The organism is Neisseria perflava (assembly GCF_002863305.2).
GTDB classification, from domain to species: domain Bacteria; phylum Pseudomonadota; class Gammaproteobacteria; order Burkholderiales; family Neisseriaceae; genus Neisseria; species Neisseria perflava_A.
The window spans coordinates 1,770,550-1,791,043 of the sequence record NZ_CP136962.1 but is presented as its reverse complement, the minus strand read 5'-3'; the positions used below and the strand labels follow the sequence as shown (position 1 = coordinate 1,791,043).

Genomic DNA, 20,494 nt, shown 5'->3' with positions numbered 1-20,494 from the left:
TAGCATTGGGCTAGAAACGGCATAAATAACCGTTGGTTCTTTGGATATGGTAAAAAGTGATATGGCTTGAGGATGAATTGAGGATGAAGCGGTCAAATATTCTTCGTTTGGTACTGACGGAGCAAGCAAATTGCCGTTGAATTTTCGTTTGAGAAGAAAGGCCGTCTGAAAAGTTTCAGACGGCCTTTGTTTGACTGACTTACATCAGATGATTTCCAGAATGAAATACTGACGCAGTTTTTCGTACACATTATTTTGTACGTTGATACAACCATTGGTTATGATGCGGTCGGCCACGTGAGGGGAGGCGATGCGTTCCATGCGTCTTTCCTGCGGCTTGAGCGTCCATACCCTGTGTAACGCAAACAGAAAGTCATTTTCTTCTTTAAAGCCGATAACTTCGCCACCGTAACCCGGTTTGCTGGTCATCATCGGCGTCATATTGAATTTGCCTTTCGGAGTGGTCTTGCCAATCAGTACCGGATGGCACTGACCGTCATCGGCAAAGCAAAGCTCCGCCTTAGCTGTATTGACCACAACTTTTTTACGCTGGATATAGTCACTGACAGCATCGGCAGCGGCCAAAGAATTCAGACCTACTGCCAAGGCTATACCCAATAGGATCCGTTTCAAATTTGTCCTTATTGACGGATGCGTTTAGGAGCTTCTTTAATGATCTCGCGGATGATCACTTGAGGCTCTTGTTTAGGTGTAGGTGCTGGAGGAGGACATACAGCATCTTTAGGGAATACTGGATTCCAGAAGAAGCTGCGTGCAAATTTGTCTTTGTCGAAGATCACTTTGTATTGGCAAGTAGTGATGCCTTCAACGCCGGAAGTGTTTTCAGGGTCAACACCTACGCCTGGGGTGTAGAAGTGGAACAGGTAGTCCCATTCACGCACGCCAACCATGCCTTCGTCGTAGTGAGGACGGCCGAGGATTTTGTAGATATCGTCTTTGGTCAGGCCAGGACGCATTTGATCCAGCTCGTCAAAAGTCGGGAATGTACCACGGTCTTTGTTGAAGGTCAGGGAGTAAGGTTTAGGGAAGCGTGGCTCGTCTGTAGTGCCTTCAGGAGTGATTTTGCTCTTAGTAGCACAGGCGGCCAGCAGGCCGGTAGCCAGCAGGACGAAGCCCACTTTTGCGATTTTTTTCATTTGATAATCCTTTTATTGATTTTACCAGCCGAACTTTTCAGACGGCCTGTTAGTGCCGGCAGCGAGTTTGCCGGTTTACCCAAATAATGTTGTGCTTCTTAAAGATGTACCCGACGGTTTGACAAACAGAACATCGGCACATTCCGGCAGGGCATTGCGCCTCATCTCCGTTGTATCCGCCTGAATTGGCAGAACCGTTCAGACGGCCTGACTGACATTTATTGTCACTTTGTAACAATTTCACTGCGAGTAAGGCTTGGGGTTTAGAGATGTCCGGTTTTCGATAAATCAGGTTGTATTGCGTAATACCTTGTTATCTTTGTGCTTTAGTTCATTTTGGCATTTGCCGGAGATTAGGTACTTAATCTTTCGGGTGTTATCCCTGCAAATTGTATGCCAGTTTTCCTTTATACGCATAATCTGTGTATGCCAGAATGTTGGCTTTATACAACATTCATATTAACGAACCAGAAACGGATTGTACCTTTTCTCATGCCCGATACTGGTCATGCGGCCGTGTCCGGCTATAACTTGCGTGGTTTCGGGCAGGGTTAATAGTTTAGCGCAGATATTGTTTATGAGGTCATCATGATTGCCGCGCGGAAAATCTGTGCGACCAACGGTCTCATAAAATAAAACATCGCCTGCGACTAAAAGTCCGTTTTCGGCGTTGTAAAAAACGACTTGGCCGGGAGTGTGGCCGGGAATGTGGAGGACTTGGAAGCTATGGTTGCCGACTTTGAGCGTTTCCCCTTCTTCCAGCCAGCGTGTCGGCGTGAATGACGGAGAAACAGGGAAGCCGTATTGCGCCGTTGTTTGCGGAAGGGCTTGGAGCAGGAATTCGTCGTCTTTGTGCGGGCCGAGAACGGGTACGTCGCAGGTTTTCAAAAGTTCAACCACGCCGCCTGCGTGGTCAAGATGGCCGTGGGTCAGCCAAATGGCGGTCAGCTTGAGGCCTTTGTTTTGGACTTGTTGCAATAAATAAGGGACGTCGCCGCCTACATCGGTCAAAACGGCTTCTTTGGTTTCGTCATCCCAAATCAGCGTGCAGTTTTGACGGAAGGGGGTAACGGCGTTGATTTCAAATTGGAGTGCCATGGGTGTTCCTAGGAAAGGCTTATTAATGTTATTTACGTTTCAGACGGCCTTTTGCTATTATGTATATATAATAAAAAGCAAGTCTGGAAAAGTGTCTTATGAATAATGTAATGCGGATCATGATACCGATTTTTGCGGCTTCTTTCATCTCTGCGGCGTTTGGTGCAGATTTGTTGTTGGCGCAGGAATATAAAAATCAAGATATTTCCGGTTGGGCCATGAGTGAAAAGTTGGATGGCGTACGCGCGTATTGGGACGGCAGGCAGCTGGTCAGTCGTCAGGGTTATGCGTTTACACCGCCCAAAGGTTTTACAGCAGGTTTTCCGCCGTTTCCGATGGATGGTGAGTTGTACAGCGGACGAGGGCGGTTTGAGCAAATTTCCGCGACGGTGCGTTCTGCCTCGGGAAATTGGGACGGCATCCGCTTGCATGTTTTTGATGTGCCGCAGGCGCAGGGTAATCTGTATCAGCGGTTGGAAACGGCTTCGAAATGGCTGAAATCACACCCGTCGGCACGGTTTACGGTTATTCCGCAAGTCAAGGTGCGCGACAAACAGCATGCTTTGGATTTTTTGAAACAAGTCGAAGCGCTGGGTGGGGAAGGTGTGATGCTGCGTCAACCTGAAGCCCGTTATGCAGGCGGTAGAAATGGGCAGCTGTTGAAGCTGAAAAGTGAATATGATGATGAATGTACGGTGACGCGTCATTATGAGGGCAAAGGGCGCAATGTCGGGCGTTTGGGTGCGGTAGGATGCAAAAACCAATATGGCGAGTTTCGTATCGGCAGCGGTTTTAAGGATAAAGACCGCGACCATCCGCCGAAAATCGGTGCGCTGATTACTTACCGTTATCGTGGTTTTACGCAAAAGGGAACGCCGAAATTTGCAACATTTGTCAGGGTGCGCTCGGATCGATAAAACAAATGAAAGGCCGTCTGAAAATAGGTTTCAGACGGCCTTTCATATAGATGTTGTATAGATTTTTATAAGGTTTCCAATACATCAGGCAATTCGGCCAAGCTGTTGAGCATGGCGACATGGGGCATGGAGGAAAGCTGTTGGGCGGTATGTGCTCCGGTGGTGACGGCGATGGCGCGGATTTTGGCGTTGGCGGCCATTTCTAGGTCGTGGGTGGTGTCGCCAACGACGACGGCCTCTTCCGGTTCAACACCCAGTCGGTCGCAGAGGGCGAGTACCATATCGGGCGCGGGTTTGGACGGATATTCGCTGGCGCAGGTGGTTTCCAGCCAAAAGGCTTGGGTGTCGGTTTGTGCGATGGCTTTGTCCAAGCCGCTTTGGCCTTTGCCGGTGGCGATGGCAAGCCAATAGCCTTGTTGTTTCAAGCGTTGCAGGCAGGGCAGGGCTTCGGGGAACAGAGTCATGTTGTGGTTGTTGGGATTGAGATAGTGCGCGGCATAGGTCTCAATCAGGGTTTCCTGAATGTGTTCGCTGACGTTGTGGGCAAGGCGGCGAATGATGCCGGAGAGGCTGTATCCGATGAGCGGGCGGATTTGGTCGGCTTCGGGAACGGGCAGGCCGCAATCGGCAAAGCTTTGCTGAAAGGTGTGAATAATGGGGTTGGTGGTGTCGGCAAGCGTGCCGTCCCAGTCGAAAATAATGAGTTTGGGTTTCATGGGTTTCCTTTCAGACGGCCTTTTCCTGATTTTCCAGCATTAAAATAAATTGTGCCAATTCTTGCGGCAGGGGAGCTTTTAGGATCAGTTTTTCGCCGGTCAGCGGATGGGCGAGGTGCAGCTCGGAAGCATGCAGGAACATTCTTTTCAAACCGAGTTTTTGCAGGCGTTTGTTGGCTTGATAGTCGCCGTAGCGTTCGTCTCCGGCAATGGGGCAATCTTGCGATTGCAGGTGGACGCGGATTTGGTGGGTGCGGCCGGTTTTCAGGGTGGCTTCGACAAAGGTCAGGTCGGAAAGGCCGACTTGATGCAAAAGGCCGTCCGAAAAACGGTTTAACACGCGGAAGATGGTGTGGGCGGATTGGCCGTCTTCGCTGACGCGCACCATTTTTTCGCCTTGTGCTCCGGTGTATTTGAACAGGGGGAGCTTGACGTGGAAGCGGTCGTTCGGCAGTTTACCGACACCCAGCGCGAGATAGATTTTTTTCGGATGGTCGTTGCGGATGGCTTCGTGTAGTTTCACCAAGGCGCTGCGTTTTTTTGCAATCATCAAAAGGCCGCTGGTGTCTTTGTCGAGGCGGTGGACGAGTTCGAGATAACGCGCTTCGGGGCGGGCGCGGCGGATTTGTTCGATGACACCGAAGCTCACGCCGCTACCGCCGTGGACGGCAACGCCGGACGGTTTGTTGATGACCAAAAGCGCATCGTCTTCGTAAACGATGTCAAACTCGCGCGCAGGCGCGGCCTGGCTTTCAGACGGCCTTTGCTTTTCGGCGATGCGTATCGGCGGAATGCGGACGGTATCGCCTGCCTGAATGCGGTTGTCGGGTTTGCAGCGTTTTTTGTTCAGCCGCACTTCGCCGGCGCGGATAATGCGATGGATATGGCTTTTCGGGACGCCTTTGAGGATTTTTATCAGATAGTTATCAAGGCGTTGGCCTTCCTCATGTTCGGCAACGGCAATCAGGCTGACTGAATCTTTGCGTATTGCGTGCATTTTCTCTATAATCCCAAACGTCCGTTTCTGGACCCGAACCTGCCGTCGCAGGCCGTCTGAAACGGATTTATTGTTAAAACGAGATTTTATATTAAAAACGCACTCCGCAAAGCATTTCCTTGTGTTTGTTCAAAGCCGGCAAACGCAATCCCGTAATTAAGTTTGAATTGAACCTGCCGTCCGGCCGGGCGTAAGACGCAGTCCGCGCAGCACCGTCCGAAATTACCGGCGCTACGATAATAAGAAGATGTAGGCTGCCTTAATTTTGTCCGAAGCATCAGCATTCGGACGGCAGCGGAACCATCAACCTTTCCGCCGCATTGTTCTTTATTTCCTTCTTTATCCGAATCCGTCCGCACATGGCTTGAGTTCAAGCATGCAACCTTGCGGATTTCAAATCAAATACTGGTTACACGGGGATTTTCCCATCTTGCCTTTGAAGAGTGCCAACCGGACAGACAGGCCGTCTGAAAAAGATATTCACAAATCAAACGGCCGCTGTTCACGAGGTGACTATGAAAAGAATGTTATTCAACGCAACGCAGGCCGAAGAGCTGCGCGTTGCCATTGTCGATGGCCAAAACCTTTTGGACTTGGACATCGAAACGCTGGGTAAAGAACAGCGTAAAGGCAATATCTACAAAGGTATCATTACCCGCATCGAGCCGTCGCTGGAAGCGTGTTTCGTCGATTACGGAACCGACCGCCACGGCTTTTTGCCGTTTAAGGAAGTATCGCGTTCATATTTCCGCGACTACGAAGGCGGCAGGGCGCGTATTCAGGACGTGCTCAAAGAGGGCATGGAAGTTATCGTCCAAGTCGAAAAAGACGAGCGCGGTAACAAAGGCGCGGCACTGACCACTTTCATCAGCCTGGCCGGCCGCTATTTGGTATTGATGCCGAACAACCCGCGCGGCGGCGGCGTATCCCGCCGTATCGAAGGCGAAGAGCGCCAAGAGTTGAAAGCCGCCATGGCAGAACTCGACATTCCAAACGGCATGAGCATCATTGCCCGCACCGCCGGCATCGGCCGCAGCGCGGAAGAGTTGGAATGGGACTTGAACTACCTCAAACAGCTCTGGCAAGCCATTGAAGAAGCAGGCAAAGCACACCATGACCCTTACCTGCTCTTTATGGAAAGCTCGCTGCTGATTCGTGCGATTCGTGACTATTTCCGTCCCGACATCGGCGAGATTCTGGTGGACAATCAAGAAGTTTACGACCAAGTTGCCGAGTTCATGAGCTACGTCATGCCGAGCAATGTAGGCCGTCTGAAACTCTATCAAGACCACACGCCGCTGTTCTCCCGTTTCCAAATCGAACACCAAATCGAAAGCGCGTTCTCACGCAGCGTCAGCCTGCCGTCAGGCGGCGCGATTGTGATCGACCACACCGAAGCCCTGGTTTCCATCGACGTCAACTCTGCACGTGCCACACGCGGCTCGGACATCGAAGACACCGCGTTCAAAACCAATATGGAAGCCGCCGAAGAGGTTGCCCGCCAAATGCGTCTGCGCGACTTGGGCGGTTTGGTTGTCATCGACTTCATCGACATGGAAAACCCGAAACACCAGCGCGATGTTGAAAACGTCCTGCGCGACGCGCTCAAAAAAGACCGCGCCCGCGTACAAATGGGCAAACTTTCGCGTTTCGGCCTTTTGGAATTGAGCCGCCAACGTTTGAAACCGGCTTTGGGCGAAAGCAGCCATGTTGCGTGTCCGCGCTGTGCCGGTACCGGCGTTATCCGCGGTATCGAATCCACCGCCCTGCACGTTTTGCGCATCATTCAAGAAGAAGCAATGAAAGACAACACCGGCGAAGTACGCGCACAAGTGCCTGTCGATGTCGCCACCTTCTTGTTGAATGAAAAACGCGCCGAGCTGTTTGCGATGGAAGAGCGTTTGGATGTGAACGTCGTCCTGATTCCGAATATCCACTTGGAAAATCCGCACTACGAAATCAACCGCATCCGCATCGATGACGTAGAAGAAGACGGCGAACCGAGCTACAAACGCGTTGCCGAGCCGGAAGAAGACGAATCCGCCAAACCTTTCGGCAGCGAAAAAGCCAAAGCGGCCCGTCCTGAGCCTGCCGTCAAAGGCGTGCGCCATACCCAGCCTGCGCCGACTGTCGCCCCTGAGAAAAAAGCCTCTTGGTGGGACAGCTTCAAAGCTTGGTTGAAACGCATTTTTGGCGGCAATACCGCAGCCGAAACCGCGCCTGTTGCCGAAGTGGCAGAAAAACGCACTTCGGGCAGCAACAATCGCAACAGCAATTCCGGCAACCGCCGCGCAAACAGCCGCCGTCAAAATCCACGCCGCAGCAACAAACACGACGGCAGCAAAGTCGAAGTGCGTGAAGTGAATGCCGAAGCTGCCGACAGCAAGTTTGAAGAAAACAAATCAAGCGAAAGCCGCAACGACGAGCGTAAAGACACCCGCCGCAACCGCAACCGTAACAACCGCCGTGATGATCGCAACAGCGAACGCAACCGTGTTGAGGAAACGGTTGAAGACGTAAATGTTCAAGAAGTGGCTGCACTGGCTGAGATGCCGTCTGAAAACCAAGCGGAACAAAACGGCAATAAACGCCGCCGCAACAACAGTCGCAACGAGCGCAACCGTCATCAATCTGCGGAAAACCGTGTTGAGGACGTGAACGTTCAAGCCAATGGCGAACAGGCGCAAGTCGAAGCGGACGACAACGCCCGCAGCGAAGAGGGTGTGAAAAACAATGGCCGTCAAGGACGCGACCGCAACAACCGTCAGCGCAACAACCGAAACGACCGCCGTTCTAACAGCAAAAAACGCAATATTCCGTCTTCGGCAAAAATCGAGCAATACCTGAACATTACCGATACCGCCGACAAAGTCCTCTTTGCCGTAGCGCATGTTTTAGGTTTGAACGAAAAGGTTGAAGCTGCAAATGCGACATTGTCTTCTGAAAGCGACCAAGCCGAGCCGCTGGTGATTGTGGTATCCGAGCCTGAAGTTACCAGCGCAGAGCCATTCGTATTTGCCATTGAAAGCGAAGACGAGCCTGCCGTAGCGCAAACTGAAGGCGCTGATGCCGAACAAGCCCTGCTTGCATCTGCGGTCAACAACGTCAAAGAAGCCATTTCTGCGGTATTGTCTCCGAATGCAACGGCTACTGTTGCACCGGTTGAAGCACCAGCCGAAGCTGTTGCCACACAAACTGAAGCCGTCGCTGAAGCAGCGCCTGTCGCAATCGTTGTACCTGAGAGCTTAGGCGATTTGATCTTCGTTGAAACCGATCCGCAAGCCGTTGCCGCTTTTGCAGCGCAGCCACAACCAGAACCGGTTGCTAAAACACGCCGTTCGGATGTGCCTAAAGTAGAAGTGGAAGACGTAGCAGTCGAAATGATTTTGGTGGAAACACGCAAAGACTAAGATTGGTTTTCCAGTTAAAAGCCCGATGTTGAACGCATCGGGCTTTTTTATTAGCAAGGAGATGCACTGCTCATTTGCTTTGTGTTTGCTATGAGGGTTGCTTCATGGTTAAAAAAGCAGAATAACTTGCTGAGAAAGGGAAGGGCGTTATTCTTTTAATGGGAAGGACTTAAAGGTTATACCAGATTAGTATGAGAAAAGGCCGTCTGAAATGGTTTCAGACGGCCTTGGTTTGTGTGTATATGTTTGGGTATTATGATTATTTTTTGTTCAAAGAGTCACGGATTTCGCGCAACAACAGAACTTCTTCGCTAGGCTCTGCCGGTGCTTCTTCAGCAGGAGCTTCGGTTTTTTTCACAGAGTTGATGGCTTTAACCACGCAGAAGATGGCAGCGGCAACGATCAGGAAGCTGATCACAGTGTTGATGAACAGACCGATGTTCAGGGTAACGGCACCGGCTGCTTGAGCGGCTGCCAGGTTGGCGTAACCTTCAGCAGGAGCGGCTTGTGCGCCGTCTTTCAGGGTAATGAACAGGTTGGAGAAATCAACGCCGCCGATCAGCAGGCCGATAGGAGGCATGATTACATCGTCAACCAATGATTTGACGATGCCGCTGAATGCTGTACCGACAACCATACCGACTGCGAGGTCGACAACGTTGCCACGCATAATAAATTCTTTAAATTCTGAAGCGATTGACATAATTAATCTCCTGTATGTGTTTGAGTCAAAATCAGATGTGATTCAATTAATCGGCAGGCATCTTAACGCTTTATTAGTTAAGAAAATTTCAATAATGTTAAATTTTGTATTTCATGCTAAAAATGTCCGGCTTCTATGCCTTTTGTATGAAAAACAGGCCGTCTGAATTTTTTTTGTTACTTTTTTGCACCACTTTTTATCCGTGGCTAAGTATCAGATAACATGAATGTTATCTTTAGAATCAATGCTCTATCGGAATTTCAAATTGAGGTAGAATGATAATATAATAATGTTGAAAACATAATCATTGAAAGCCTGTAAAGGTAATGTTTCGTATCCGTATTTGACTTTCAGACGGCCTTATCGGTTATGCAGTTATTCAAACCATAATGTAATGGCCATAAAAAACGCACTTTCATGAAGAAAGTGCGTTTGGCGTGAAAACTGTTTAGTTCTCTTCGTCGTTCAGCGCGTTGATGCTGTAACCGCCGTCAACGTAGGTAATCTCGCCGGTGATGCCGGAAGCGAGGTCGGACAAGAGGAAGGCGGCGGTGTTGCCGACTTCTTCAGTGGTAACGTTGCGACCCAATGGGTTGTGGGAAGCGACGTGGCCTAAGAGTTTGCTTAAATCGGCAATGCCGGAAGCAGCCAGGGTTTTGATCGGGCCTGCGGAGATGCCGTTGCAGCGGATGCCTTCTTTGCCCAGGCAGGCGGCAGTGAAGCGGATGCCGGCTTCGAGGCTGGCTTTGGCCATGCCCATAACATTGTAGTTAGGAATGGCACGAACGGCGCCCAAGTAGCTCAGGGCAACGATTGCGGCGTTGCGGCCCTGCATCATCGGACGTGCAGCTTTGGCCAGTGCAGGCAGGCTGTATGCGGAGATTTCGTGAGCGGTGTTGAACGCTTCACGGCTGATGCTGTCGAGGAAGTCGCCGCTCAAAGCTTCTTTAGGTGCGAAGCCGATGGAGTGGACGAGGCCGTCCAAGCCGTCCCAGTGTTTGCCCAAGTCAACGAACACTTGGTTGATTTCGTCGTCGCTGGTAACGTCGCAGCGGAACACGAGTTCGGAGCCGAGTTCGGCCGCCATTTTACGGACGCGCTCTTCCAGTTTGTCGACAACATAAGTAAATGCCAATTCCGCGCCTTGTTCGCGGCAGGCTTTGGCGATGCCGTAAGCGATGGAACGCTCGGAGATCATGCCGGTAATCAGAATTTTTTTGCCTTGCAAAAAGCCCATTTTCTTATCCTTTCTTTAGCAGTGGTATTGCGGTTGCATTAAACGGCGCATTATAGCAAAAACCGCTGTTTCGGTCTAGAAAACAACGGATAACCCTTTGTCTTGCCTCAAATAGGGATGAGGTTGTCTGCCGAGGCCGTCTGAAACCTGACGGAACGGCGGCAAAACGTTATACTTTATAGTCTTAATGACCGATGTTTCAGGAGTGAACCATGCCCGAGCAAAACCGCATTCTTTGCCGAGAACTCAGCCTGTTGGCGTTTAACCGTCGTGTACTGGCTCAGGCGCAGGATACGAAAGTTCCTTTGTTGGAGCGTTTGCGTTTTTTGTGCATCGTGTCTTCCAATTTGGACGAATTTTTTGAAGTGCGCATGGCGTGGTTGAAACGCGAAAACAAACTGCGTCCGCATCAGTTGCTTGACAACGGCAAAACCGCGGCCGAAACCATCGAAGCGGTGGCGAAAGAGGCACAGGCCTTGATTCGCGAGCAGTACGATCTGTTTAACAAAGTATTGCAGCCTGCACTCAGCCGTGCCGGCATTCATTTCTATCGCCGCCACAAATGGACGGCCGCGCAGAAAAAATGGATCGAAAACTATTTCGACAACGAGCTGTTGCCTATTCTCACGCCCATCGGCCTTGATCCGTCACACCCGTTTCCTCGCCCGTTAAACAAATCGCTCAACTTCGCTGTCGAACTCGAAGGCACGGATGCATTCGGCCGTCCGTCCGGAATGGCGATTGTGCAGGCTCCGCGCATTTTGCCGCGCGTTGTCCCCATGCCGTCTGAAATTTGCGGCGGCGATGCAGGCTTTGTGTTCTTGTCTTCGATTTTGCACGCCCATGTCGGCAAACTCTTTCCCGGCATGAAGGTTAAAGATTGCCATCAGTTCCGCCTCACGCGCGACAGCGATTTGACGGTTGATGAAGAAGATTTGAAAAACCTGCGTGCCGCGATTCAAAACGAATTGCACGACCGCGAATACGGCGACGGCGTACGCTTGGAAGTGGCGGATACTTGTCCGGCGCATATTCACGACTTCCTGCTTGCCCAGTTCAAGCTGACTTCTGCCGAGCTGTATCAGGTCAAAGGGCCGGTCAATTTGGTGCGCCTCAATGCCGTTCCCGATTTGGTGGACAGGCCGGATTTGAAGTTTCCGCCGCGCAATGCAGGCCGTCTGAAAGCCTTGCGCAAAAATGGCTCCGTGTTCAAACTGGTCAAACAATCGCCGATCTTGCTGCACCACCCATATCAGTCTTTCGATCCGGTTGTCCAAATGATACGCGAAGCCGCAGCCGATCCGGATGTGTTGGCCGTCAAAATGACTATCTACCGCACCGGCAGCAATTCCGAGCTTGTGCGCGCATTGATGAAGGCCGCGCTGGCGGGCAAGCAAGTTACCGTCGTGGTCGAACTGATGGCGCGTTTTGACGAAGCCAACAACGTCAATTGGGCGAAGCAGCTGGAAGAGGCGGGCGCGCACGTCGTGTACGGCGTATTCGGCTACAAAGTCCATGCCAAAATGGCTTTGGTTATCCGTCGTGAAGACGGCGTGCTCAAGCGTTATGCCCACCTCGGTACCGGCAACTACCACCAAGGCACATCGCGCATCTACACCGACTTCGGCATCATCACCGCCGACGAACAAATCACTGCCGATGTGAACACTTTGTTTATGGAAATCACAGGCTTGGGCAAGCCGGGCCGTCTGAACAAGCTCTATCAAAGCCCGTTTACCCTGCACAAAATGGTCATCGACCGCATCAAGCAGGAAACCGAACACGCCAAAGCAGGCAAACCGGCGCGGATTACCGCCAAGATGAATTCCCTCATCGAGCCGAGCGTGATTGATGCGCTGTATCAGGCCAGCGCGGCAGGCGTGCAAATCGACCTGATTGTGCGCGGTATGTGTACTTTGCGCCCGGGTGTAAAAGGCTTGTCCGAAAACATCCGCGTCCGCTCCATCATCGGCCGCCAACTCGAACACTCGCGCGTGTATTGCTTCCATAACAACGGCGCAGACGATACCTTTATCTCCAGCGCCGACTGGATGGGTCGCAACTTTTTCCGCCGCATTGAAGTCGCCACGCCGATTACCACGCCCGAACTCAAAGAACGCGTGATCCGCGAAGGTTTGGAAATGGCTTTGGAAGACAATACCCAAGCTTGGCTGATGCAGCCTGACGGCAGCTACGTCCGCACCCAGCCGCAAGACGGCGAGCCTGCGTTTGGTTTGCAGGAAGGTTTGTGGAAAATATACGGACGTTAAATTGAATAATGTCTCAGGCCGTCTGAAATGCAGGTTTCAGACGGCCTTTTTTGATTTTGCCGTTATAATTCCGTTTCCCAATCTTTCAGACGGCCTTTTCTTATGAAATCTTACCCCGATTCCTATCTCCATTTTGAAAACCTCGAATCTCCCGAAACGCAAGATTTTGCCGCTGCGGCGCATGCCGAAACGCGCAAGCGTTTTTTAGAAAACGACAAGGCGCGCGCATTGTCCGACGGCATTTTGGCGCAGTTGCAGGACACGCGGCAGATTCCGTTTTGTCAGGAACACCGCGCGCGGATGTACCATTTTCATCAAGATGCGGAATATCCGAAGGGCGTGTACCGCGTGTGTACAGCGGCGACGTACCGTTCCGGCTATCCCGAGTGGAAAATCCTGTTTTCGGTGGTGGATTTCGACGAATTGCTCGGCGACGATGTGTATTTGGGCGGCGTGTCGCACTTGGTGGAACAGCCCAACCGCGCGCTGTTGACCTTGAGCAAATCGGGCGGCGATACGGCGTACACGCTGGAAGTGGATTTGGAAGCAGGGGAGTTGGTAGAAGGCGGTTTTCACTTTCCGGCAGGTAAAAACCATGTGTCGTGGCGCGATGAGAACAGCGTGTGGGTGTGTCCGGCTTGGGATGAACGCCAGTTGACCGAATCGGGCTATCCGCGCGAAGTGTGGCTGGTGGAGCGCGGCAAAAGTTTCGAGGAAAGCCTGCCGGTGTATCAAATTGCTGAAGACGGCATGATGGTGAACGCTTGGCGCTATCTCGATCCGCAGGGTTCGCCGATTGATTTGATTGAAGCGTCGGACGGTTTTTACACCAAAACCTATTTGCAGGTGTCAGCCGAAGGCGAGGCGAAACCGTTAAACCTGCCCAACGATTGCGACGTGGTCGGCTATCTGGCCGGACATCTTTTACTGACGTTGCGCAAAGACTGGAACCGCGCGAACCAAAGCTATCCGAGCGGCGCATTGGTGGCAGTAAAATTGAACCGCGGCGAATTGGGCGCGGCGCAGCTTTTGTTTGCACCCGATGAAAGGCAGGCATTGGAAAGCGTGGAAACGACCAAGCGTTTTGTCGTGGCGAGCCTGTTGGAGAACGTACAAGGCCGTCTGAAAGCATGGCGCTTTACCGACGGCAAATGGCAGGAAGTCGAACTGCCGCGCCTGCCTTCGGGTGCGTTGGAAATGACCGACCAACCGTGGGGTGGCGACGTGGTTTACCTTGCCGCCAGCGATTTCACCACGCCGCTGACGCTGTTTGCGCTGGATTTGAACGTGATGGAACTGACCGTCATGCGCCGCCAGCCGCAGCAGTTCGATTCAGACGGCATCAACGTGCAGCAGTTTTGGACGACTTCAGCCGACGGCGAGCGCATTCCTTATTTCCACGTCGGTAAAAACGCCACGCCCGACACGCCGACCTTGGTTTATGCCTACGGCGGTTTCGGCATTCCCGAATTGCCGCATTATCTCGGTAGCGTCGGCAAATATTGGCTGGAAGAGGGCAATGCCTTTGTATTGGCAAACATCCGCGGCGGCGGCGAGTTCGGCCCGCGCTGGCATCAGGCGGCGCAGGGAATCAGCAAACACAAAAGCGTCGATGATTTGCTGGCCGTCGTGCGCGATTTGTCCGAACGCGGCATGAGTTCGCCCGAACACATAGGTTTGCAGGGCGGCAGCAACGGCGGCCTGATTACCGCCGCCGCCTTCGTGCGCGAACCGCAAAGCATAGGCGCGCTGGTGTGCGAAGTGCCGCTGACCGACATGATCCGCTATCCGCTGCTCTCCGCCGGCGCAAGCTGGACGGACGAATACGGCAACCCGCAGAAATACGAAGTCTGCAAACGCTGGCTGGGCGAATTGTCGCCGTATCACAATCTTTCAGACGGCATCGATTATCCGCCTGCGCTCATTACCACCAGTCTCAGCGACGACCGCGTCCATCCTGCCCACGCGCTCAAGTTCTACGCCAAACTGCGCGAAACCTCGCCGCAATCTTGGCTCTACTCGCCTGACGGCGGCGGCCATACCGGCAACGGCACGCAACGAGAATCCGCCGACGAACTCGCCTGCGTCTTGCTGTTTTTGAAAGAGTTTTTAGGGTAGAAGCAAGCAGCAGGACTGACTGTTTTGTAAAGTTGAGAAACAAAATACTCTTGTTTCGGCAAGTGAAAAGAAGGCCGTCTGAAAAACGAATATTAAAGTTTTTCAGACGGCCTTCTTTTCTTTTAACTTTCAACATATCCCGATAAAATGGACACTTTGTAAGTAATCATTGATGGAAGACGCAATTATGGCAACCGAACCGAAAAATTATATACGATTTAGAAAATAATTTCAAACAAAACAATATATTAAAACTCAAACAAATCTTTCCCGAAGTCTTTCCCGAAGTCTTTTGCGAAGACCAAATCGACTTTGAGAAACTCAAACTCGTCCTTGGCGCAGAAAACCTTGCCGGTGTGGGAGAACGTTATCAACTCGATGCTGTAGAAACTAGTAGCGTTGTTTACAGTATTTCCAGGAGAATACTGAAACATGAACATGCACAAAAACACCAGTCTCACCCCATCTCTGGATTTGGATATCCTCAACGGCATCATGCGCCAAGCCGTGTTGCAGCAGCTGCAAACCTACTTGGGCGCGGACACCATCATCGAAACACACATCACCCGCGATATGCTCGAACGCGCAGAAAAAATCCGCCTCTCCAACGCCTTGAGAGGCGTGTTTGAGGCGGATTTGGTGTACTAGGAACAATCAATGATTTCTCGGAAATGGATAAAGCCTGAAGGCGATTATTCGTTAGACGGTTTATCTGTCTGAGACGGTTTATCTGTCTGAGACTTGTGCGTTTGCAATATGCTCACTACCTTACCCTCATAACGCTGGCGTAACCACGCCTGTATCCGCTCGTAATCTTTGGCAGGTAGTGGCTGCTCCAATTCGAGAGAGACAACGACGATATCGTCATATGTATCTGTCTTCGGTTCTGCGTTTTTTTGGCTTTCAGACTGTTCGGAAACAGGCGTTGTTTGCGCTTTATCCCAAGCCAAGCCGCGTCCGACAACGATTTTTTCCGCTTCCGGATATTGGGCTTTTAATTCCTTGAGTACCGCTGCATCGTCGATATCGGAGGCTTTGCCTGCCAGTATGGTATCGATATAGGCCTGCTGCTCTTTCAGCTCATTTTGCTGCTGAACCGGGTTGTTTCGGCTTGCCAGCAATTCTTCGATTTTGGCATCGTTCCCTCCCGCATAGACCACGTTGACCTTCGGCTCTTTCACCCCCGACGCGTTAAGGCTTTTCACCAGCAAGGCGGAAATTTTCTCGGCATTGCCCGTTCCATTGACAATCAGACCGACTTTATTTTCTCTGTGGTTCAACATCTTACGCAGCACGAAAAAACCTTCCTGTTGCTGCGCAGTGGCAATGGCGGCATTGGCTCTGGTGTTGAAGATCTCCTGACGCACCAGTCCTGATGCCATATAGCCGCTCGGAATCATCACAGCCAACACGACGGCAGTAATAATGATGCTTTGCAACCGGCGTTTGGATTCCGTTACCAACCCCCTGCGCGGCAGCTTGAGCAGCTTGGAAAACAACAAGGTCGAAAAAGCGATGAACACGCAGTTGATGGCAAAAAGATATGAAGCACCGAGAAAGTAGTGCCAGTTGCCATGTGCCAGTCCGTAGCCCGCAGTACACAGGGGCGGCATCAATGCGGTAGCAATCGCCACACCCGGTATGGCATTGCCTCCTTCTTTTCGAGTCAGCGCCACAATACCCGCACTACCACCGAAGAAGGCAATCAACACATCCCAAAGGGTCGGCTGAGTACGCGCCAAAAGCTCGCTTTGCGCCTCTTTAAGCGGGGTTAACAGGAAATACAACGTAGCGGTAATCAAGCTGATGACGACGAATATAATAATATTGCGCACGGCTTGACGGATCAGCGCAGTATCCCCTACCGCCAAACCGTAACCCATACCTACAATCGGCCCCATCAACGGCGAAATCAACATCGCGCCGATCACTACCGCCGTGCTGTTTACATTCAGACCGATACTCGCCACGGCAATGGCAAACATCAATACCCACATATTGGTTCCGGACACCCGAGTATTGGCGCGGATGACGGCATCAATTTTATCGGGATGGGCCTGGTCATGCGCAAGATTGAACACATCTTGCAACTTGGTCATGGCACCATTGTCTTCTTTTGGCTGATTTTCTTGTTCTTCTTGGTTTTTAATGTTTTCTTGGTCTTGCATTTTCATCCTTAAATCAATCTTAACGATTGTCTCTGAATATTTAATTAACTGGAATTTCGGATACTGATAATTATGCTTTAATACTGATTTCAAATATGATTAAGCAGATACCTTGCAGAAGGTTAGCATACACATGAAAACGCTGACAACGCTGATCCTGCGTAGGCCTTCACGAAACCAGCATATGCAAAAACCTTCTCTCAAATCTAATTCCTACTTTTTCAGCAGCAACCGCCATCAAAATTTTTTAAGGGGCTGTACTAGATTAGCCCTAAATTCCACACCATTTTTGCAGGATTTTAAGCTGTTGAGACGGTGTGCCGAAATTAAATCGAAATTCGCATTCTTTCAAGAACAGCGGGAAAGATTTGCGATCGATTCCGTTGTATTTGCGCAAGACGCGTTTTGCCTGATTCCAAAAATTTTCAATGCCGTTAATGTGGTTCTGACGCTCTGCAAATTCCTTGGAATGGTTGATGCGGTAATGGATGAAACCGCTCACGTCCAACTTGTCGTAGCTGCTCAGGCTATCTGTGTAAACAATGCTGTCCGGCATGATTTTCTTTTTAATGACAGGGAGTAACGTTTCAGACTTGGCATTATCCACCACAACAGTATAGACCCGTCCGTTGCGTTTCAGAATGCCGAAGACAACCACTTTTCCTGCGACACCGCGACCATGTCTGCCTTTACGCCGTCCGCCGAAATAGCTTTCGTCCAGCTCGACAGAGCCCTCGAAAACCTCATTGGCAGCCAAGGCCAAATGATAGTTGATAACCGTGCGGATTTTGCGGTAGAACAGTGCTGCCGAATTGGGATGGATACCCAAAATATCGGCGGCAGAACGGGCGGTAACTTCCAGCACAAAAAAAACGGAGCAGTTCTTTCTGTACTTTTTTCTTTAATTTGCAGTGTGTTATCTTCATATTTCGAGGGTAACATATCTGCTAATCTAGTACAGCCCCTTGTTTTTAATAATGTTAATGTTAATACGTAACAAAAACAAATTCCCGCTTGTAGGTTAAAATCAGGCTATGCTAATATGCACAACAACAGGTTTTTACTGAATAATCTGTGCTAAAATGCAGGATTAGATGGAAAACTCTATCCGAATTCGGTACAATACCGACGAATTATTTCCCTTAAACAACCTGCCGCAAGGCGAAAAGGAACGACTGACATGTCAAACATCGAACAACAAGTTAAAAAAATTGTTGCTGAACAACTGGGCGTAAACGAAGCCGAAGTGAAAAACGAATCTTCTTTCCAAGACGATTTGGGTGCTGACTCTCTGGACACCGTAGAACTGGTGATGGCTTTGGAAGAAGCTTTCGGCTGCGAAATCCCTGACGAAGACGCTGAAAAAATCACTACCGTACAATTGGCTATCGACTACATCAACGCCCACCAAGGCTAATCGGTCGCACCAAACATCCAGCCTCTGCTGCGCCATCGCAATAGAGGCTTTTACCTTATTATTAAACCCCTGAAATTTCAGACGGCATGAGTTTTGCCCGTTTCACGAAGAAAAAGAGCAAGGCTGCCGCGAAAATCCCGACAACCAACAGCGAGATTATCATGAGTCAGAGAAGAGTAGTCATCACAGGTCTTGGCCAAGTATCACCGGTCGGCAACGACGTCGCCACCGCATGGAGCAATCTGCTCGCAGGCAAAAGCGGCATCGGACGGATTACCCGCTTTGACGCATCCGACATCAACAGCCAAATCGCCGGCGAAGTGCGCGATTTCGACATCGGCCAATACATCAGCGCGAAAGAAGCGCGCCGTATGGACGTGTTCATTCACTACGGTATTGCTGCCGCCCTGCAAGCCATCAATGATTCAGGCTTGGACGATTTGGAAACCCTCGACAAAGACCGCGTCGGTGTCAACATCGGCTCCGGTATCGGCGGCCTACCGAGCATTGAAGCGACCGGCAAAGCCGTTATCGAAGGTGGCGCGCGCAAAATCAATCCTTTCTTTATTCCAGGCTCGCTGATTAACCTGATTTCCGGCCACGTAACCATCCTGAAAGGCTACCGCGGCCCGAGCTACGGCATGGTGTCTGCCTGTACAACCGGCGCACACTCCATCGGCGACTCTGCACGACTGATTAAATACGGCGACGCGGATGTGATGATTGCCGGTGGTGCGGAAGGCGCAATCAGCACTTTGGGCGTTGGCGGTTTTGCTGCCATGAAGGCACTTTCCACCCGAAACGATGACCCTGCTACCGCTTCCCGTCCGTGGGACAAAGGCCGTGACGGTTTCGTTATCGGCGAAGGCGCTGGCGTGCTGGTGTTGGAAGAATTGGAACACGCGAAAAAACGCGGTGCGAAAATTTACGCCGAAATCGTCGGCTTCGGTATGAGCTCAGATGCCTACCACATTACCGCACCTAACGAAGAAGGCCCTGCATTGGCCGTTACCCGTGCCCTGAAAGATGCCGGCCTGAATCCTGAAGACGTTGATTACGTCAACGCACACGGTACATCGACTCCTTTGGGCGATGCCAACGAAACCAAAGCCATCAAACGCGCTTTGGGCGATCATGCGCGCAAAGTCATCGTTAACTCCACCAAATCCATGACCGGCCACTTGCTTGGCGCGGCTGGCGGCGTGGAAGCGTTGTACAGTGTATTGGCAGTACACGAGCAAAAATCTCCACCGACCATCAACATCTTTGAACAAGACGTTGAAGCCGGTTGCGATTTGGACTACTGCGCCAACGAAGCACGCGATGCGAAAATCGACGTTGCCATCTCTAATTCCTTCGGCTTTGGCGGTACCAACGGCACATTGGTATTCAAACGCTTTACAGGCTGATAGAAGGTTTTAAGTAGATTAAAAGGTCGTCTGAAACTTGGTTTTCAGACGGCCTTTTTTTATTTTAAAATACAAATATTCTTGATAATCTGTATCATTTATATAAAAATATCGACTCCAATCAATATTGCCCGGATTTTATCGGGTAATCAACCCAATTACATTTTTATCAGGAGTCTGCAATGAAAACTATCCGTATTCTAGCATTGGCCGCTGCACTGGCCGCCGTGCCTGCATTTGCGTCTGATTTCGGCCATGAACAGGCATTGACCATAGACGGCAAGCCTGCCCATTTGGCAGAAACTTCAGCCCGTATTTTGGCAAACGAAACCCTGACTGCGCCGCAACTGGTCGAAGATATCACTGATGGATTCGGTTCGAAAAAAATTCCAGGTTATAAATTGATGATTATGGGCCGCACTTATTCGGTGGTGGCAGAAACCAAACCGCCGAAAGAGGGCCAAACTCAGTGGCGGGACAATACGTTCATTCATCGCGGCGTAAAACTGTTTGTCGGTATTCCGGTCAAAAACGGCAAGATGGATTTGGCGTCTGCCAGATTGATTAATATCGGCGTGGTTGACGATAACGGTGGTGCTGCGCCTCATGATGAGGGTGAAAAAATCCGTCCGGTCGGCAAACAGCTGATGTCTCCCGATACCAAAGTGGAAAATGTGAAACTCAATATTGCTAAACTGACGTTGCCAAATATGAAATTGGGTGAAACCAGTGGCGGTGGTGTGAAATTGGAAGCATCGGCAACATTGGACGGTAAGCCGATACAGACTAAAATCGACAGCACTTTCTCCCGCTTCTATTCCGCTAAACCAGCCGCTACACGGCCGTTTATGGCAGATGCACGGTTTGTGAAATAATC

15 protein-coding genes and 2 pseudogenes are annotated in these 20,494 nt (G+C 50.9%); 8 read left to right on the top strand and 9 right to left on the bottom strand.

Annotation, left to right across the window (positions count from 1 at the left end; all coding sequences use genetic code 11):
• Positions 1-204: 204 nt before the first annotated feature.
• The 3 genes from CYJ98_RS08330 to CYJ98_RS08320 form a co-directional block, all read right to left on the bottom strand.
• Positions 205-633: a L,D-transpeptidase gene (locus CYJ98_RS08330; RefSeq protein WP_101755773.1), complete on the bottom strand. Its 429-nt coding sequence runs from the start codon at positions 631-633 to the stop codon at positions 205-207.
• Positions 634-641: 8 nt separating this feature from the next.
• Positions 642-1,157: an outer membrane protein assembly factor BamE gene (locus tag CYJ98_RS08325; protein WP_049332857.1), complete on the bottom strand. Its 516-nt coding sequence runs from the start codon at positions 1,155-1,157 to the stop codon at positions 642-644.
• Between the two features lie 459 nt (positions 1,158-1,616).
• Positions 1,617-2,255 carry an MBL fold metallo-hydrolase gene (locus CYJ98_RS08320; RefSeq protein WP_004519037.1) on the bottom strand — a complete coding sequence of 213 codons (639 nt, stop codon included), beginning with the start codon at positions 2,253-2,255 and terminating at the stop codon, positions 1,617-1,619.
• 110 nt (positions 2,256-2,365) lie between these two features.
• Here CYJ98_RS08320 and CYJ98_RS08315 point away from each other — a divergent pair, with 110 nt between their 5' ends.
• Positions 2,366-3,172: a DNA ligase gene (locus tag CYJ98_RS08315; protein ID WP_101755774.1), complete on the top strand. Its 807-nt coding sequence runs from the start codon at positions 2,366-2,368 to the stop codon at positions 3,170-3,172.
• Positions 3,173-3,237: 65 nt separating this feature from the next.
• Here the strand turns inward: CYJ98_RS08315 and CYJ98_RS08310 are convergent, their stop codons facing one another.
• Positions 3,238-3,888 carry an HAD-IA family hydrolase gene (locus tag CYJ98_RS08310; protein ID WP_101755775.1) on the bottom strand — a complete coding sequence of 217 codons (651 nt, stop codon included), beginning with the start codon at positions 3,886-3,888 and terminating at the stop codon, positions 3,238-3,240.
• 10 nt (positions 3,889-3,898) lie between these two features.
• Positions 3,899-4,885, bottom strand: a complete 987-nt coding sequence (locus CYJ98_RS08305) for an RluA family pseudouridine synthase (RefSeq protein WP_101755776.1) — start codon at positions 4,883-4,885, stop codon at positions 3,899-3,901.
• Positions 4,886-5,400: 515 nt separating this feature from the next.
• On the opposite strand from CYJ98_RS08305, the gene CYJ98_RS08300 reads away from it, so the two are divergent.
• Entirely contained in the window at positions 5,401-8,295 is a 2,895-nt protein-coding gene (locus tag CYJ98_RS08300; RefSeq protein ID WP_101755777.1) for an Rne/Rng family ribonuclease, read from the top strand.
• Positions 8,296-8,554: 259 nt separating this feature from the next.
• Here CYJ98_RS08300 and mscL read toward each other — a convergent pair whose 3' ends face one another.
• Complete coding sequence (mscL, locus tag CYJ98_RS08295; protein WP_036492108.1) at positions 8,555-8,998, bottom strand: large conductance mechanosensitive channel protein MscL; 444 nt, start codon at positions 8,996-8,998, stop codon at positions 8,555-8,557.
• A 448-nt stretch (positions 8,999-9,446) separates the two neighbouring features.
• A complete protein-coding gene (gene fabI / locus CYJ98_RS08290; RefSeq protein WP_101755778.1) occupies positions 9,447-10,235 on the bottom strand; it encodes an enoyl-ACP reductase FabI in 789 nt (262 codons plus the stop codon).
• 212 nt (positions 10,236-10,447) lie between these two features.
• On the opposite strand from fabI, the gene ppk1 reads away from it, so the two are divergent.
• The 3 genes and pseudogenes from ppk1 to CYJ98_RS08275 form a co-directional block, all read left to right on the top strand.
• The gene (gene ppk1, locus CYJ98_RS08285; protein ID WP_101755779.1) at positions 10,448-12,505 is read left to right on the top strand and encodes a polyphosphate kinase 1; all 2,058 of its coding nucleotides are present in this window, start codon (positions 10,448-10,450) and stop codon (positions 12,503-12,505) included.
• 102 nt (positions 12,506-12,607) lie between these two features.
• On the top strand, positions 12,608-14,623 hold the full coding sequence (locus CYJ98_RS08280; RefSeq protein WP_101755780.1) for a prolyl oligopeptidase family serine peptidase: 2,016 nt from the start codon (positions 12,608-12,610) through the stop codon (positions 14,621-14,623).
• A 456-nt stretch (positions 14,624-15,079) separates the two neighbouring features.
• A pseudogene (locus CYJ98_RS08275) lies at positions 15,080-15,271 on the top strand (aminotransferase class IV); the annotation flags it as partial.
• A 44-nt stretch (positions 15,272-15,315) separates the two neighbouring features.
• Here CYJ98_RS08275 and CYJ98_RS08270 read toward each other — a convergent pair.
• Positions 15,316-16,791, bottom strand: coding sequence for a DUF389 domain-containing protein (locus tag CYJ98_RS08270; protein ID WP_070646540.1), 1,476 nt, complete (start codon positions 16,789-16,791; stop codon positions 15,316-15,318).
• A gap of 271 nt (positions 16,792-17,062) precedes the next feature.
• Positions 17,063-17,717, bottom strand: a pseudogene (locus tag CYJ98_RS08265) (IS1595 family transposase).
• A gap of 254 nt (positions 17,718-17,971) precedes the next feature.
• Here CYJ98_RS08265 and acpP point away from each other — a divergent pair.
• From acpP to CYJ98_RS08250, 3 genes are all read left to right on the top strand, one after another.
• Positions 17,972-18,208: an acyl carrier protein gene (gene acpP, locus CYJ98_RS08260; RefSeq protein WP_003679644.1), complete on the top strand. Its 237-nt coding sequence runs from the start codon at positions 17,972-17,974 to the stop codon at positions 18,206-18,208.
• Between the two features lie 161 nt (positions 18,209-18,369).
• Positions 18,370-19,617 carry a beta-ketoacyl-ACP synthase II gene (fabF, locus tag CYJ98_RS08255; RefSeq protein ID WP_049336023.1) on the top strand — a complete coding sequence of 416 codons (1,248 nt, stop codon included), beginning with the start codon at positions 18,370-18,372 and terminating at the stop codon, positions 19,615-19,617.
• A gap of 182 nt (positions 19,618-19,799) precedes the next feature.
• A complete protein-coding gene (locus CYJ98_RS08250; protein WP_101755783.1) occupies positions 19,800-20,492 on the top strand; it encodes a hypothetical protein in 693 nt (230 codons plus the stop codon).
• The last annotated feature ends 2 nt before the right edge of the window (positions 20,493-20,494 follow it).

Excerpts from the sequence above, each read along its gene's own strand:
- CYJ98_RS08325 (WP_049332857.1), bottom strand. The coding sequence starts at position 1,157 with ATGAAAAAAATCGCAAAAGTGGGCTTCGTCCTGCTGGCTACCGGCCTG.
- CYJ98_RS08320 (WP_004519037.1), bottom strand. The coding sequence starts at position 2,255 with ATGGCACTCCAATTTGAAATCAACGCCGTTACCCCCTTCCGTCAAAAC.
- CYJ98_RS08315 (WP_101755774.1), top strand. The coding sequence starts at position 2,366 with ATGCGGATCATGATACCGATTTTTGCGGCTTCTTTCATCTCTGCGGCG.
- CYJ98_RS08310 (WP_101755775.1), bottom strand. The coding sequence starts at position 3,888 with ATGAAACCCAAACTCATTATTTTCGACTGGGACGGCACGCTTGCCGAC.
- CYJ98_RS08305 (WP_101755776.1), bottom strand. The coding sequence starts at position 4,885 with ATGCACGCAATACGCAAAGATTCAGTCAGCCTGATTGCCGTTGCCGAA.
- CYJ98_RS08300 (WP_101755777.1), top strand. The coding sequence starts at position 5,401 with ATGAAAAGAATGTTATTCAACGCAACGCAGGCCGAAGAGCTGCGCGTT.
- mscL (WP_036492108.1), bottom strand. The coding sequence starts at position 8,998 with ATGTCAATCGCTTCAGAATTTAAAGAATTTATTATGCGTGGCAACGTT.
- fabI (WP_101755778.1), bottom strand. The coding sequence starts at position 10,235 with ATGGGCTTTTTGCAAGGCAAAAAAATTCTGATTACCGGCATGATCTCC.
- ppk1 (WP_101755779.1), top strand. The coding sequence starts at position 10,448 with ATGCCCGAGCAAAACCGCATTCTTTGCCGAGAACTCAGCCTGTTGGCG.
- CYJ98_RS08280 (WP_101755780.1), top strand. The coding sequence starts at position 12,608 with ATGAAATCTTACCCCGATTCCTATCTCCATTTTGAAAACCTCGAATCT.
- CYJ98_RS08270 (WP_070646540.1), bottom strand. The coding sequence starts at position 16,791 with ATGCAAGACCAAGAAAACATTAAAAACCAAGAAGAACAAGAAAATCAG.
- acpP (WP_003679644.1), top strand. The coding sequence starts at position 17,972 with ATGTCAAACATCGAACAACAAGTTAAAAAAATTGTTGCTGAACAACTG.
- fabF (WP_049336023.1), top strand. The coding sequence starts at position 18,370 with ATGAGTCAGAGAAGAGTAGTCATCACAGGTCTTGGCCAAGTATCACCG.
- CYJ98_RS08250 (WP_101755783.1), top strand. The coding sequence starts at position 19,800 with ATGAAAACTATCCGTATTCTAGCATTGGCCGCTGCACTGGCCGCCGTG.